Source organism: Paenibacillus nasutitermitis, from assembly GCF_014641075.1.
Classification (GTDB): domain Bacteria; phylum Bacillota; class Bacilli; order Paenibacillales; family Paenibacillaceae; genus Paenibacillus_Z; species Paenibacillus_Z nasutitermitis.
Genome location: NZ_BMHP01000004.1, coordinates 186,923 through 200,091, shown reverse-complemented (window position 1 = coordinate 200,091; position 13,169 = coordinate 186,923). Strand labels below are relative to the sequence as shown.

Below are 13,169 nucleotides of genomic sequence, written 5' to 3'. Positions count from 1 at the left end.
CATATGAAGCTGATCATTGTTGATGGATACGAGGAAATGAGCGATGCGGCGGCGGATATCGTCGCTTCCGTCATTGCCGATAAACCATCTGCGGCGCTTGGTTTAACGACAGGCAACACGCCGATGGGCTTATACAAGCGGCTGTGCGCGCGTTATCGCGAAGGCCGGTTGCCTTTACAAGATATACGGGTATTCTCGACCGAAGAATATCTCGGGGTGCCTCCAGATGACCGCCGCAGCCTGTACGCCTGGCTCAAACGCGAGCTGCTTGAGCCTTGCGGTATCGGGCAGGATCGGGTATTTCGAATGAGCGGCGAGGATCCCGAGCCTCAGCTCGCCTGCGAGCGGTTCGACCGGCTGCTCCAGACCTCAGGAGGCATGGATTTGATTGTGGAAGGCATCGGGCGCAATGGCCATATCGGCTTTAATGAACCCGGCTCGCTGCCTGCAACCCGGTCCCGGATTGTGGCACTGACAAATGAAACGCTGGATCATAATTACGAATACTGGAGTGACGCGGTACCGCAGTATGGCATGACAATCGGCATGGCCAATATTTTATCCGCGAAGCGGATATTGCTGATGGCTTCCGGTTCCGCGAAAGCAGAATCGCTGTTGAAAGCGCTGCATGGACCTGTTACGTCAGCTGTGCCCGCTTCATTTCTGCAGGAGGCCGGAAATTTGACCGTGCTTGCCGACAAGGAAGCCGCGAAGCTGCTTGTTTCGTCCGAAAGGCAGGGATAACAACGGATGTCGATCTACGTAGGCGTGGATATTGGGACCTCGGGCGTGCGGGCGGTCGCCTTCAGCGATCGCGGAGAAACGATTGCCGAAGGGCGCTGCGCGCTGCACACGGAATATTCAGAAGGCGCGCAGGCGCAGCAGCGGCCCACCGAATGGCTGGACGGAGCGGTCGCTGCGATGAGGGCTCTCGCGGATCAATTGGGCGAACGCATTGGTAGCGTTCGCGCAATCGGCCTCACAGGGCAATGCCCCTCGTTCACGCTTCTGCGTCCGGATGGTCAGCTGTTTCATACCGGCTATATCTATCAGGATAACCGCGCCATCCGCGAAAGCGAGCTGTTGATCGACACATTCGGCGCGGCGGAGATTCACCGCCGGACCGGGGAAGCGCCCAGCCCCTTCTATGTGCTGCCGAAGCTGCTCTGGCTGCTGGAGCATGACCCAGAATCACTCGCTCCTGGCAGTGCCATCCTTCAACCCCGGGATGCGGTCGGCTGGCATTTGACCGGTACGATCGCGACGGATCCCACACACGCCGCCTGCACGCTGGCTTTCGATATTCACGCCGGCGAATGGGCATGGGACTGGCTGGAGCGGCTCGGCCTGAAGGAGCTCCATTGGCCAAACATCGTGCCATCATGCGAATCGCTGGGCATGTTGACGGCAGAAGCTGCAGCGGCAACGGGCTTCCCGGCCGGCATTCCCGTTGTCAATGGAGCCGCCGACAGCCTGTGCGCCGTTTACGGCGCGCAGGCTGCGGAAGCAGGCGTCCTCTTCGATGTCAGCGGAACATCGACTTGCCTGCATATGGCAATTCCCCATCCCGTCTCTGACTATGCCATCAATACCTATCCTCATGTGGAAGAGGGAGCATGGATCGCAGAGGTGGGCATTAACACAACGGGAGCCGCCCTGAATTGGGTCGCCGGGCTGTTCGGAAGGACGCACCGGCAACTGCTGGACGAAGCTTCGGGCATACCCGCGGGTGCGGACAATCTGCTGTTCCTGCCCCATCTGGCCGGAGGAGAACGGGATGATCCGGGCAGGCCCGGGGCGTTCGTCGGCCTGCATATGGGACATACGCCGGGGCATCTGGCCCGTGCGGTGCTGGAGGGCGTGGCGCTGGCATTGCGTCAGCGAATAACGCTGCTGGAGCGTTCCGGCTACCCTGTGCACACCGTCGTCGTTAGCGGCGGAGGCGCGCGCAGCGGACTGTGGAACCAGATCAAGTCCGATGTGTTTGGCCTTCGACTGTCAGCCTTGGCCGAACCGGACTCGACTGCGCTCGGGGCTGCCATGACAGCGTACCGTTATAGAAATAGCGAACCGATGCGAGTAGCTGGGAACAGAATCGAATATAATCCCGATCTGTCCAAACAAACCATTTACGCTTCCCATTTCGCACGTTTCTGCGAGCTGGAGGAGCGTCTGAAGCCATAAGGAGGAAAACACAAAATGGCACTCGTCAATATGAACGATATGCTGAGCCAAGCCAGACAAGGCCATTACGCCGTTGGAGCCTTTGATCTGATCAATCTGGAATTTGCCGAAGCCATACTCGCTGCGGCAGAAGCGCAGCGCGCACCCGTTATTCTGAGCACCGCAGCCGTCCATTTCGACTACGTGAACATGAAGGCGCTTGCTCCCAGCCTGGTCCGCCTGGCTGAGGAGGCTTCCGTGCCCGTCGCCCTGCATCTTGACCACGGGACAGACCTTGCAATGGCCGCGCAGGCGATACGCCTCGGCTTCACCGGCGTGCAGGTCGATACGGCGCATCTGCCTCTTGCCGATAATATCGCGGTGACCCGCGAAGTCGTCAAGCTTGCCCGGGCTTTCGACGTGTCCGTCGAAGGCGAGCTCGGGTACGTAGCCGGCCATGAAGGCGATCATGGGCACCGCGAGATCGGCGACGAGCCGATCTACACGGAGCCGGATGTGGCGGCTGTTTTCACTGAAGCAACAGGTATCGATTGTCTGGCGGTTTCCGTCGGGACCGTGCACGGTTTATTGAAAGGCGAGCCGCGCATCGATTTCAGCCGACTGAAGGAAATCCGCGAAGCCACACCGGTACCGCTGGTCATACACGGAGGCTCGGGATTATCGCAAGAGACTTACGGGCAGCTGGTGGAGAGCGGCATGTGCAAAATCAATTTCTATGCGGAGCTGTCCAGGACCGCAGCAGATTCCATCCGGGAGCGTCTGCGTCAGAAACCCGATTCGGATAACATTACACATCTGCTTGGCGGTATGCGGCAGGCAGTCCGCCAAGCGGCTGAGAACAAAATCCGTATCTGGGGCAGCGCCGGGAAAGCCTGAACCGATGGCAAATTCCATGGAGGTTCGCACATCGGAAAGACTAATCGGTAATTCGGCGCTATCCTGCCGGATCCATCTCCCGGACTCCGGCAGGAACGCCTTCCATTCCCTGCCGGGCATCCTCCTTGTTCCGGGCTTCGCGGATACGGCGACAGGCCCGCATAATATGCATGTGCAGCTGGCAACCCGCCTTGCGCATGCGGGCTTCGCGGTTGTCCGCTTCGATTATCGCGGGCTCGGGGAGAGTGAAGGCGATTTCCGCGACTTCACGATAGGCAGCGGCCTGGATGACGCCGCTTCCGCCCTGGACCTGCTGCGCAGCCTCGATCAGGTTGACCGGCGCCGGATCGGAATTGCCGGATTCAGTTTGGGCGGCGCTTATGCGGCGGCTCTTGCCGCAGCACATCCGGACATCAGTACGCTGGCGCTGCTGGCTCCGGTCGCTTTCCCCCACCTTGTCTTCCCGACCTTCTTCCAGGCGGAGCATCGTGCCCAGCTTGTCAGGTACGGCTGGATGGATTGGCTGGGATGGCCGGTAGGGGCCGGCTTCATGGACAGCCTGAACAACCTTGATCCGCTCGTTGCCTTCCGCAGCGCAGCCATCCCTGCGCTGGTGATTCACGGAACCGGCGATCAAGAGGTTGCGCCTGAAAACGCTTACGCCTATGAGGCCCTGGGCGCGCAGCGCAAGACGATAGATGAGGCCGATCATCTATTCAGCGGTGTCCGCTTCAAAGAACAGCTGTTTTCCCTGATTATTGAATGGTTTCTCAAGCAATGCCACAGGCGATGCAACGATGATACGATAACGGGAGGGTTTTCAAAATGAAAAAGACAAAGATGATAGCACTGGCGCTGGCCGCGGTTACGTTCGTTACGACAGCATGCTCGGCCAAGACACAAACAACCGATCCGGATACAACAGCCGTTGACAAGGACAAACCTTATGCAGGAACGGAGATAAGGACGATTTTCCATTCCAACATGGCAGCTTCTTTCGAGAAACGCCGGAAGGAGTTTGAGGACAAAACCGGTATTATCGTGAATGGGGAAACCATGGGATATGGCGACATTGAATCGAAGACGACGAACTCCATGCTGAGCGGCGGAACAGCCTACGACGTCGTTTTCGTGGACGATATCTATCTGGCCAAATTCGTCGAAGCCGGATGGATGCTGCCGGTCGACGAATTCCTGGAAGCTGACCCTGCGCTAAAAAACGATATTATGCCCTTCGCCGACAAGCTGATCAAATACAAAGACCACTATTACGGGCTTCCGATGGAATCCTCCTGGAAGTCGTTCGCCTATAACAAGGAGATGCTCAGCAAAGCCGGCTATGAGAAGCCACCGGTTACATGGGACGAATTCATTCAAGTCAGCCGTGACCTGCAGGAGAAGGGAATCGTCAAATACGGTTCTTCCTGGAGCTGGATGCAGCACGAAGCGCTCATGGTCGATTTCTATGCCATCGTCGCTTCGATGGGCGGCCAGATTTTTGATGACCAGGGAAATGTCAAACTTACCGACGAGAAAACCGTAGCTTCGCTTCAAATGATGGTCGACATGCTCAAAACGCATAAAATCGTCGATCCTTCCTCACTGCAATACTCGGAAGGCGATGTCGAGGAAGCTATGCAGACAGCCAACACCGCATTCGAATTCCAGTGGGGCGTCCCGCTTCCTTCCTTGAACGACAAGGAAAAATCCAAAATCATCGGGCAAAGCGAAATGTCGCTGCTGCCTGTCAGAAGTACGAACGAGAAAAGCGCCACGACCATCGGATCCTGGGTGCAAGGGATTTCTTACGGCTCCAAAAACAAAGGAGCGGCATGGGAATTCATCAAATTTATGAGCGGACCTGAGGGCACGATGAATCTGATGGTCGAGACCAATTATGTCGGTACCTTCCCCGGCTACCAAAGCGTCTTTGACAAACCGGAGCTGAAGGAGAATATGCCGGGCTACGATGTCGTGCTGAAGCAGGCCGAGAATGCGGTTGTCCGTCCGCAGGTGCCTTGGTATCAGGAGTGGTCCGCGATGATGCAGGTACAGCTGCAAACCGCGTTAACCGGGAGCAAGACGGCCGAGCAAGCGCTCAAGGACGCGGATGCCGAGACGCGCAAGATGATAGAGAAATATAAGGACTAAGAGTCAACGATCAGTGGAAAACGGCGATTTTTCCTTGCGGAATGTCGCCGCTTCCCGATACCTGAGGAGGACAACAGATGAGTTCCGCTGCCGGTGCGAACAAGAAGCCGCGCAAGATGATATCGGAAGGGAAATTTGCCTTTTATCTTTTACTCCCTATTATCATCCTGTCATGCGCTTTGATCCTTTATCCGTTCCTGTATTCCATTTACCTGAGCTTTGTCGAACTGAACCTGATGCGGCCGCAGCTTGGACCTGAATTTGTCGGCTTGCAATTCTTTGGCGAGGTATTGAGAAATCCCGAATTCTGGACCAGCCTGCGCACCACCTCTTATTTTTCCCTGGCCAGTGTACTCGGCACCTTCTTCATCGGACTTACAGCCGCCCTGCTTCTGAACAATAAATTCGCAGGCCGGGGTGTCGCCCGTTCATTCCTGCTTATCCCTTGGGCGATACCGACCATTATTATCGGGATGATTTGGAAAATAATGCTGAACCCCAACACTGGCGTCATGAATGCCGCTTTGTCCCAGCTTGGCGTCATTGATCAGTACATCGGGTGGCTGGCCGATCCGAAATGGGCTTTTATCATGCTAACCCTGGCCCAGATCTGGAAGTCGTTCCCTTTCGTTACCCTGCTGTACCTGGCAGCCCTCCAGTCCATATCGAAGGATCTGTATGAGGCCGCGAGGGTAGACGGATCGGGAAGATGGAGCGGATTCCGTCATGTGACATGGCCGCTGCTTATGCCGACTACGCTTGTGCTGCTCGTCCTTCAGACGATCGGAGCATTCCAGGCATTTGATCTCATTTACGGTCTTACCAAAGGCGGCCCGGCCAATGCGACGCAAGTAATCGGGCTCCATATTTATACGCAAAGCTTTCAGTTCACCAAATTCGGTTATGGCGCAGCAAGCAGCTATATCATCACCTTCTTTATCCTTCTGCTGGTGATTCTCTATATGAAACTGCTGCGCGAAAAAGACTTGTATTAGGGCGGGGATACGATGACTAAGACATACGGAAACAACCGGATATTCACAGCCGCCATCTATTTGCTCGTCCTGTTGACGATGTTCGTTGCGGCTGCTCCGTTCTTATGGCTTGTGATGGTCAGCATCACACCCATGAAATATATCAACACGGTTCCTCTTCAGTGGATTCCGCCGGAAATCAACCTGCATTACTATGTCGATGTGCTTTTCGGTTCAGCCGGCGTTTCCGATTTTTTCCGTTCGGTGCTCAATAGTCTGACGATTTCGACCACAACGGTTGTTGTTTCACTGGTGTTCGGTTCGCTCGGCGCTTACGCATTCGCCCGATTAACGTTTCCGTTCCGTGAACGGCTTGTTCTGTTCGTGCTGTTTACTCAAATGATTCCCGGCGTCGCCGTACTCATTCCCATTTATACGATATTCAAAAACATTGGCATGCTCGATACGAAAATGGCGATTGTGCTGACGAACATCACCTATACGCTGCCTTTTGTGATTTGGGTCATGCGGGGATATTTTTTCTCCATTCCGAGGGAGCTGGAGGATGCGGCGTTTATTGACGGCACCGGCCGGCTTGGCGCCTTGTTCCGGGTCGTGCTGCCGATTTCGACACCCGGCCTGTTCGCCACCGGCGTGTTCGTCTTCCTGAATTCATGGAACGAATTCACAACAGCCCTTACGCTGTCAAACTCCATCCAATCACAGACGATCCCGGTCGTTATCAACTTTTTTGCCGGAAGGTACACAGCCGACTTCAGCCTGATGGCTGCCGCAGGCGTCATCGGCTGCCTGCCTCCAATTGTGCTTTCCTTATTCTTTCAGCGTTATTTAATCGATGGTCTCGCTTCCGGATCTTTGAAAGGCTGACCAAGAGATGTCCCACTGGCGGAAAAACGGGAACAACCCCAAGCTGGCGGCGGAGGCATGCGCGATTAATCGCCTCAACTCCGTTCCGGCTCTCCGCTGCTGCTATGCTTTTCCGACAGAACGCCGCGGTAGCGGAAATGCTGGGGCGATACGCCGTGGATATGCTTGAACAGCTTGGAGAAATAGAATAGCTCCGAATAGCCGACAGCTTCTGCAATCTGCGTGATAGTCATGGAGGTTTCACAGAGCAGCACGGTCGCCCGTTCCATACGGACCCGGGTTATATATTCCTTCAGCGAAATACCCGTATACTGCTTGAACAGTCTGCTTAAATAGCGGGGAGAGCATTGAAATTCCTCCCCTATTTGGCTGGGAGTCAGCCGCCCGCGGATATGTTGGCGCATATAGTCGGTCACCTTCTGAATCCGCTGCCGGTTCATCCGGGAGACCGGCGTTTCCTGCTGTTGCAGCTCCATTTCCCTCATCAGACGGATCATAATCAGCTTGAGCAGCAGATTGAACTCCTCTTCCTTCCATTTGGTCTCCCAACGATCCACCTCCAGCACCCGAAGCAGGTACATTTCCAGCCACTGCGGCTCCTCCAGGCGCATATAGCGGGGCATCCCGGCTTCTGCGGCTGCAAGTCCGCCGGTCCCCTCCAACAGGAAATGAATATATATGACCATCAACCGGTCTTCCGGATCGTGGCGCGCTTTAATGACATCTCCGGGGTAGAGAAGCACAAGGGTACCCCGTTTGACGTCATAACCGGTTCCGTTGATCGTGATGGCACCCTGCCCCTCCATCACATACCAAATGTCGTAATCCTCCATGGGACCCGGAGGGTCCCATCTCCATTCCGGTTCACACACCGCTTTGCCGCAAACGCCCGGATTGCTGAAGTACCAGGTATTCACATCCTCTGTAATGCCCTCTGTCAGATCCGCCATCCAGTATCCCTCATTTCTCACTCTCATGCCGTTTCCTACAAAAAGAAATCCCTTCCCGCCATATGGAACATCTACCCGATGAGTTAAATTATAAATAGATGAACCACAATTAGCCAAGGGGAGTTGTAGCCCATGAGAAAGCAGTCCGTCAACCCGCAAGAAATTAATGAACGCCTGTATCCGATCCATAGCGTGCATACACCGCTTTCTTCAGCCGCTGAATTCAGCAGTGAACAGATCCGGCAGTTCAATGAGCAGGGGTTCCTGGCTATCGGAAACATACTCCATGCTGCGGAAATCCAATCCGCCAAGCAGGCGATCTCCGATATTATCCAAGACCCGGAGACGAAGGCGCAGGTGGAATTTGTCAAACCTCGGAGCGAGCTTACGCCCGGCATGGACATGGAGCTTTCCGTACGCAAGGTGTATAACTTTGTCGATGTGGACCCGCGGCTGGGGATTCTGGCCCAGCATCCTGCCATCCTGGCGATTATGGAGCAGCTGCTTGGCGAAACGCCGAAGCTCACGCAGGACATGGCCCTGCTGAAGCCCCCCCAAGGCGGCGGGGAGAAGCCCTGGCACCAGGATATGGCTTACGGCCCGCTGGCCTTCGACAAGCCGGTCATCGGCGTGTGGATTGCATTGGACGATGCCGGAATCGATAATGGCTGCATGCATGTCATTCCCCGTTCGCATATGATCGGCGCAACGCCCCATTATGCCGTCCGCGACTGGCAGATCTGCGACACCAGTGTTCCCGTCGAACGTGATGCTGCCGTACCGCTGAAGTCCGGTGGGGTTCTATTCTTCCATGGACTGATTTACCATGGTACGCCGTATAACTTCTCGGACAAACGCCGGCGCGCGCTCCAGTTCCATTACGCTCCGGAGTCGGCGGTCAAGCTCAGACCGCAGGAATACAAACGGATCTTTACCAACGAAATGACTAAAGCGGAATGTTAGAAGCCAGTCCTTGCCGAGAGGAGCGATACGCCTACTGCTCTCACTCTACAGGCCTTCTGGCCGCTCTTGTCCATATGCAAAAAGGGTTTATGCGGCCGCAAGCCTGACCGGGCTCGCCCTGCATAAACCCTTTATTTTTTCTCCATGCACGGCTCCCCGCTTACGCAAGAGTCATGTGCAAAGGCGCGGCTGAAAGCCGTCAACACGGCAGTCAAATAATCACGGGCCTGTCCATACTGAGCCGTTGTTTCCAGGTGCTCCAGCAGCAGCGGAACATCGCCGGGAAGCTTGTCCAGCTCCCGCAGATAGGATCTGTAATCGAGGTTCCCCGTTCCCGGCAGCGTTTCATCCAGGTGAAGGGACAGCCGGTTGTCCAACCTGATATCCTTGGCATGGCAGCTGACGATATAAGGACCCAGCAGGTCGAAGCAGCGCTTGATCAATTCCCCGTTATTGAAATATTGACGCGGCGTCAGAATAATATTCACCGGGTCCAGATGCGCGGCAAACTGCGGCCGGTCAACGGCCTTAATCAGATCCAGGCAGGCCTCAGGACTGTCCGGCAGCACCCACTGCATAAATTCCAGGGCAAATTTTGCGCGCTTCGGCTTTACCGTATCGAGCACATTCCGTATCGTATCGACCGCAAGCTCGAAGCCTTCGGGAGACAGATTGAACGGATGCGGATCATACTGCGAGTTGGCCGCAGCCGAGCCGATATAAGTAACGCTGCATAATGCGCCCACTTCCTCTGCCAGATTCAGCCGCTCATAGGCATAATTCAGGCTTCTGCGCCTGCCCGCTTCATCCGGATCCACCAGGTTGGACCAGCAGCCCACCTCGGCGATCAGAACGTCTTCCCGGTCAAAAGCTTCCCGCACGCTGTGGATAACGCCGGAGTCCTTGCTGTCAATCTCCGGGCAGACCGCAGCACGATATCCAAATTCGCGGCACGCCCGCGCCAGCAGCAGGGGATCACTGCCCGTCTCCGGTATAGGGCCTCCTAATCGGATCATCGGCATACCTCCCTAATCCACGGTAATCGTATCATGCAAATGGATAATCATTGTGTTGTCTTCCGCCACTTCGTACCGCTCCAGATGCCACGCGCGCAGAATGCGTTTGTAGCCTTTATCCGCAATCCAGCGGTGCAGCTGTTCGTAGGTTTGATAGACCTGCCGGATCGGTCCCCGATGTTCAATGACGGCATAGGACTGTGGCGGCACCGTCACCGACTCCATCCCTTCGGGAACAACCAGGCTTTCCTCCACCTCCGCACAGGCCCAATATCCATCCTCCTGCCCGGATTCATCGCTGGCATAATAAGCGCCGTACAGCCTTAACGGTTCCACCCGGACAGCAATTTCACTCAGGCGTCCCTGAAGCCGCTCGAAAGCCAGCGGAATCTGTTCCTCATACCCTTTCGCATCTCCGGCCACGACGCGGATCCCGACCAGCTTCAATTCCGGCAGCACAACCACCTTCACTTCCCCGCCTTGCATGGCGGGCTGAATTTCATCTTGACTGCTCATAGCACCGAACGCTCCTCTCTCGCGGCTTTGCCGCCTTCAGTGGGTCTATCTACTACTACCCCTGCAAGAGCTGCCTGGAAGCAGCCCCATCAGCCTTGCTGCCCGTCCGGTTTGTCTGAGTTCCGGGCGAACCAGGCTTCGATTCTTTTGCTCAGTAGGATTGAAACCACAATAAAGACAATCACATAAAGGATCTGTACCGGATGCTCCGTATAACGCGAGAGGTCGTACCCGATATAGGAAACGGCAAACACCATAATAGCCTTGCCAATCGCAATCGCTGTGACAAAAGAGCGCAGGCGCATGCCTGCCAGAGCGGCCGCGATGTTAATGACAACAAAAGGGCCAAGCGGAAACAGACTGAGCAGCATCACATAGCTGAACGCGTTCCGGCGAACCCATTCCATGCTGCGTTTCACCTTGTGTTTGCCCGAGAAACGAAGCATATAAGGGTGCCGGGCGATCCGTCCCACAATCAGAAAGGTCACCGTACAGCCCAGCACAAGACCCAGCCAAGAGTAAAGAAATCCAAGCCACAGGCCATAAGCGGCTGCGTTGATACCTACAATAACAAGCGTCGGGAGCGGAGGAATAAAGGATTTTAAAAAGGTCAGGAGAATACCGGGAAGCGGTCCGAAAGACCGGTATCTATCCATCAGTTCATACAGTTTATCTTCCGTAAACCAAGAGGAAATATCCATTATGCGCACATCCTGTTCATCGTTCGAACGATACTTCCTCCATCTTATCAAATTAGCCTGCGAAAAAGCGACAGGTATCATTGTCGGGATGTGGATTTCATGCCATTCCGGCTGCGTTAAGCATTTGGGACCGGCATTACAAGCATCAATAACACAACCGCCACTATAATGACACCAATGATAATGAATACGCTTCTTTTCATCTCTCTTCCCCTTTTCTCGCAAACGGATTTTTACATTATTTAATTTCTTTCCGGCGAAATGCATTCAGACCCAATACCGCAAAAACAGCGAAGGTTGCGATCGGCATAACGGCAGACCAAATCAGATCGCCATGATCCACCCTGTATTCCATCGCCGTCCGGAACAGCTTGAAAAGCGAAATGTCATATAGCATCTTGAGGAGAGGAACATAATTCCCAAGAGAAGCGAGAACCTGGTCAACGAAAAGAAAAAACACGATGGAGAATCCGATCGTTTTGCCATTATCGGCCAGTATAACGGCGACATAAGCAGCGATGGAAGCGAAAGCGGCCGCGAACAGAACCGTGAATCCAAGTGTCCTTAGCACATACTCCGGCACGGAATTCCCTTCAGGCTGTCCGAATTCGGACAGCAGACCAGCCCCGTTCATCACACTTCCGATGAAGATGTTGAGAACGGGGACCAGTATGGATATAATGGCTACGCCGAGCGAGTATATCGCAAGTTTTGACATATAGATTTGCCATCTGTGGTTTCCAACGGATACCGTCCTCTTCAGCACACCGGATGAATATTCACCAGAGATGAAAAATCCGGCCAGTAGGCCAAGAGAGATTTTGAGAAAGAAATCATTCATCGTTAGACTATTGACATACAGCTTCATTCCGGTGAGCGTGATTTGGCCGTCTCCATCCTTCGGAAAGCTCCAATAAATGAACAACGGGAAAAGGAATGCCACGGCAATCATAAAATAACAGAGAATCCGGAACAGGTCGTTTTTCCGCAGCTTATACCATTCAGACGCTATTAGATTGATCATGCCCCATACCCCCGATCCGCCGGACAAAATAACTCTCCAGATGCTCGCCCATCGGCATGAATTGTTCAATTTCAAGACCCGCAGCCGCAAGCATTGAAGAAATTTTGCCCGGGTGCTCCGTATAGCGGAATAAACGGATGATGCCATCTGGCATCGCTTCGATTTCGGCTGCCGGAAGCTCTCGCCCAATCACCTCTGCCGCATGAACGGGTTCGTTCACCTTGATGTGCAGATACTGGCGGCATTTCTTGTTCAACTCCTCCACCGTCAACTGCTCCAGCAGTTTCCCCTGGTGAATGATTCCGTAATGGGTAGCCAGCAGATGAAGCTCGCTCAGAATATGGCTGGAGATCAAAATGGTCATCCCGCATTCGCGGTTGAGCTTCTTTAACAGTTCTCTCAGACCCATGACACTCATGGGGTCCAATCCGTTCGTAGGCTCATCGAGGATAAGAAGTTCCGGTTGCCCCAGCAAAGCGATTGCAAGATCAAGACGCTGTTTCATTCCCAGGGAGAAATCTCCCGCCGGTTTTTTGCCGGTCCCCTGCAGACCGACGATTTCAAGGGTTTGATAAATAGCCTCTTTTTCCCTGATTCCTTTCTGCAGCCGCTGCACTTCCATGTTCTCATAGGCCGACATGGACGGAAACAATGCCGGGCTTTCAATGGTCGTACCTATGCGTACCCTCGCTCGAACGATTCTCTTGGCATCACTTTCCCCAAACAGCTCGATCGAGCCGGATGTCGGAAAGGCGAGCCCGGTTACAATCCGCATTAGCGTAGATTTGCCCGCTCCATTCTGCCCGATAAAACCATAAATACTGCCCTTGTGAATGGACAGATCAACACGGTCCAGGGCGCTGTGCTCCCCGTATTCCTTGGATAACTGATTCGTTCTAAGAACGCAGATGCTCACTCTGACGTCA

The 13,169-nt window shown here is 54.5% G+C and carries 14 protein-coding genes; 8 read left to right on the top strand and 6 right to left on the bottom strand.

Translation table 11 applies throughout. The annotated features are described in order from the left end of the window. The first annotated feature begins 3 nt into the window (after positions 1-3). The 7 genes from IEY46_RS25530 (at position 4) to IEY46_RS25500 (ending at position 7,073) form a co-directional block, all read left to right on the top strand. Positions 4-744: a 6-phosphogluconolactonase gene (locus tag IEY46_RS25530; RefSeq protein WP_188996520.1), complete on the top strand. Its 741-nt coding sequence runs from the start codon at positions 4-6 to the stop codon at positions 742-744. 6 nt (positions 745-750) lie between these two features. After that, entirely contained in the window at positions 751-2,184 is a 1,434-nt protein-coding gene (locus IEY46_RS25525; protein ID WP_188996519.1) for a xylulokinase, read from the top strand. A 15-nt stretch (positions 2,185-2,199) separates the two neighbouring features. Beyond that, positions 2,200-3,060, top strand: coding sequence for a class II fructose-bisphosphate aldolase (locus IEY46_RS25520; RefSeq protein ID WP_188996517.1), 861 nt, complete (start codon positions 2,200-2,202; stop codon positions 3,058-3,060). A gap of 4 nt (positions 3,061-3,064) precedes the next feature. Beyond that, positions 3,065-3,889 carry an alpha/beta hydrolase family protein gene (locus IEY46_RS25515; protein WP_188996515.1) on the top strand — a complete coding sequence of 275 codons (825 nt, stop codon included), beginning with the start codon at positions 3,065-3,067 and terminating at the stop codon, positions 3,887-3,889. Next, complete coding sequence (locus tag IEY46_RS25510; RefSeq protein ID WP_188996513.1) at positions 3,886-5,211, top strand: extracellular solute-binding protein; 1,326 nt, start codon at positions 3,886-3,888, stop codon at positions 5,209-5,211. Before IEY46_RS25515 ends, IEY46_RS25510 begins: the two co-directional genes overlap by 4 nt. A gap of 77 nt (positions 5,212-5,288) precedes the next feature. Further along, on the top strand, positions 5,289-6,206 hold the full coding sequence (locus IEY46_RS25505) for a carbohydrate ABC transporter permease (protein WP_188996511.1): 918 nt from the start codon (positions 5,289-5,291) through the stop codon (positions 6,204-6,206). A 12-nt stretch (positions 6,207-6,218) separates the two neighbouring features. Continuing rightward, positions 6,219-7,073 (top strand): carbohydrate ABC transporter permease, encoded by an 855-nt coding sequence (locus IEY46_RS25500; RefSeq protein ID WP_188996509.1) that lies wholly within the window; start codon positions 6,219-6,221, stop codon positions 7,071-7,073. Between the two features lie 74 nt (positions 7,074-7,147). Here the strand turns inward: IEY46_RS25500 and IEY46_RS25495 are convergent, their stop codons facing one another. Further along, on the bottom strand, positions 7,148-8,023 hold the full coding sequence (locus IEY46_RS25495; protein ID WP_188996506.1) for a helix-turn-helix transcriptional regulator: 876 nt from the start codon (positions 8,021-8,023) through the stop codon (positions 7,148-7,150). A 132-nt stretch (positions 8,024-8,155) separates the two neighbouring features. Between IEY46_RS25495 and IEY46_RS25490 the strand changes: the two genes are divergently transcribed. Beyond that, the gene (locus IEY46_RS25490; RefSeq protein ID WP_188996504.1) at positions 8,156-8,986 is read left to right on the top strand and encodes a phytanoyl-CoA dioxygenase family protein; all 831 of its coding nucleotides are present in this window, start codon (positions 8,156-8,158) and stop codon (positions 8,984-8,986) included. A gap of 131 nt (positions 8,987-9,117) precedes the next feature. On the opposite strand, the gene IEY46_RS25485 is transcribed toward IEY46_RS25490, so the two are convergent. From IEY46_RS25485 to IEY46_RS25465, 5 genes are all read right to left on the bottom strand, one after another. After that, complete coding sequence (locus IEY46_RS25485) at positions 9,118-10,002, bottom strand: sugar phosphate isomerase/epimerase family protein (protein WP_188996502.1); 885 nt, start codon at positions 10,000-10,002, stop codon at positions 9,118-9,120. A 12-nt stretch (positions 10,003-10,014) separates the two neighbouring features. Then, positions 10,015-10,518 (bottom strand): GyrI-like domain-containing protein, encoded by a 504-nt coding sequence (locus tag IEY46_RS25480; protein WP_188996500.1) that lies wholly within the window; start codon positions 10,516-10,518, stop codon positions 10,015-10,017. A gap of 89 nt (positions 10,519-10,607) precedes the next feature. Further along, a complete protein-coding gene (locus IEY46_RS25475) occupies positions 10,608-11,219 on the bottom strand; it encodes a TVP38/TMEM64 family protein (protein WP_188996498.1) in 612 nt (203 codons plus the stop codon). Between the two features lie 238 nt (positions 11,220-11,457). Then, positions 11,458-12,243, bottom strand: a complete 786-nt coding sequence (locus tag IEY46_RS25470) for an ABC transporter permease (RefSeq protein WP_188996495.1) — start codon at positions 12,241-12,243, stop codon at positions 11,458-11,460. After that, the gene (locus tag IEY46_RS25465) at positions 12,221-13,159 is read right to left on the bottom strand and encodes an ATP-binding cassette domain-containing protein (RefSeq protein ID WP_188996493.1); all 939 of its coding nucleotides are present in this window, start codon (positions 13,157-13,159) and stop codon (positions 12,221-12,223) included. Before IEY46_RS25465 ends, IEY46_RS25470 begins: the two co-directional genes overlap by 23 nt. Positions 13,160-13,169: the final 10 nt, after the last annotated feature.

What these genes read in the sequence shown, in the direction of transcription:
- IEY46_RS25530 (WP_188996520.1), top strand. Translation starts at nt 4, where the DNA reads ATGAAGCTGATCATTGTTGATGGATACGAGGAAATGAGCGATGCGGCG.
- IEY46_RS25525 (WP_188996519.1), top strand. Translation starts at nt 751, where the DNA reads ATGTCGATCTACGTAGGCGTGGATATTGGGACCTCGGGCGTGCGGGCG.
- IEY46_RS25520 (WP_188996517.1), top strand. Translation starts at nt 2,200, where the DNA reads ATGGCACTCGTCAATATGAACGATATGCTGAGCCAAGCCAGACAAGGC.
- IEY46_RS25515 (WP_188996515.1), top strand. Translation starts at nt 3,065, where the DNA reads ATGGCAAATTCCATGGAGGTTCGCACATCGGAAAGACTAATCGGTAAT.
- IEY46_RS25510 (WP_188996513.1), top strand. Translation starts at nt 3,886, where the DNA reads ATGAAAAAGACAAAGATGATAGCACTGGCGCTGGCCGCGGTTACGTTC.
- IEY46_RS25505 (WP_188996511.1), top strand. Translation starts at nt 5,289, where the DNA reads ATGAGTTCCGCTGCCGGTGCGAACAAGAAGCCGCGCAAGATGATATCG.
- IEY46_RS25500 (WP_188996509.1), top strand. Translation starts at nt 6,219, where the DNA reads ATGACTAAGACATACGGAAACAACCGGATATTCACAGCCGCCATCTAT.
- IEY46_RS25495 (WP_188996506.1), bottom strand. Translation starts at nt 8,023, where the DNA reads ATGGCGGATCTGACAGAGGGCATTACAGAGGATGTGAATACCTGGTAC.
- IEY46_RS25490 (WP_188996504.1), top strand. Translation starts at nt 8,156, where the DNA reads ATGAGAAAGCAGTCCGTCAACCCGCAAGAAATTAATGAACGCCTGTAT.
- IEY46_RS25485 (WP_188996502.1), bottom strand. Translation starts at nt 10,002, where the DNA reads ATGATCCGATTAGGAGGCCCTATACCGGAGACGGGCAGTGATCCCCTG.
- IEY46_RS25480 (WP_188996500.1), bottom strand. Translation starts at nt 10,518, where the DNA reads ATGAGCAGTCAAGATGAAATTCAGCCCGCCATGCAAGGCGGGGAAGTG.
- IEY46_RS25475 (WP_188996498.1), bottom strand. Translation starts at nt 11,219, where the DNA reads ATGGATATTTCCTCTTGGTTTACGGAAGATAAACTGTATGAACTGATG.
- IEY46_RS25470 (WP_188996495.1), bottom strand. Translation starts at nt 12,243, where the DNA reads ATGATCAATCTAATAGCGTCTGAATGGTATAAGCTGCGGAAAAACGAC.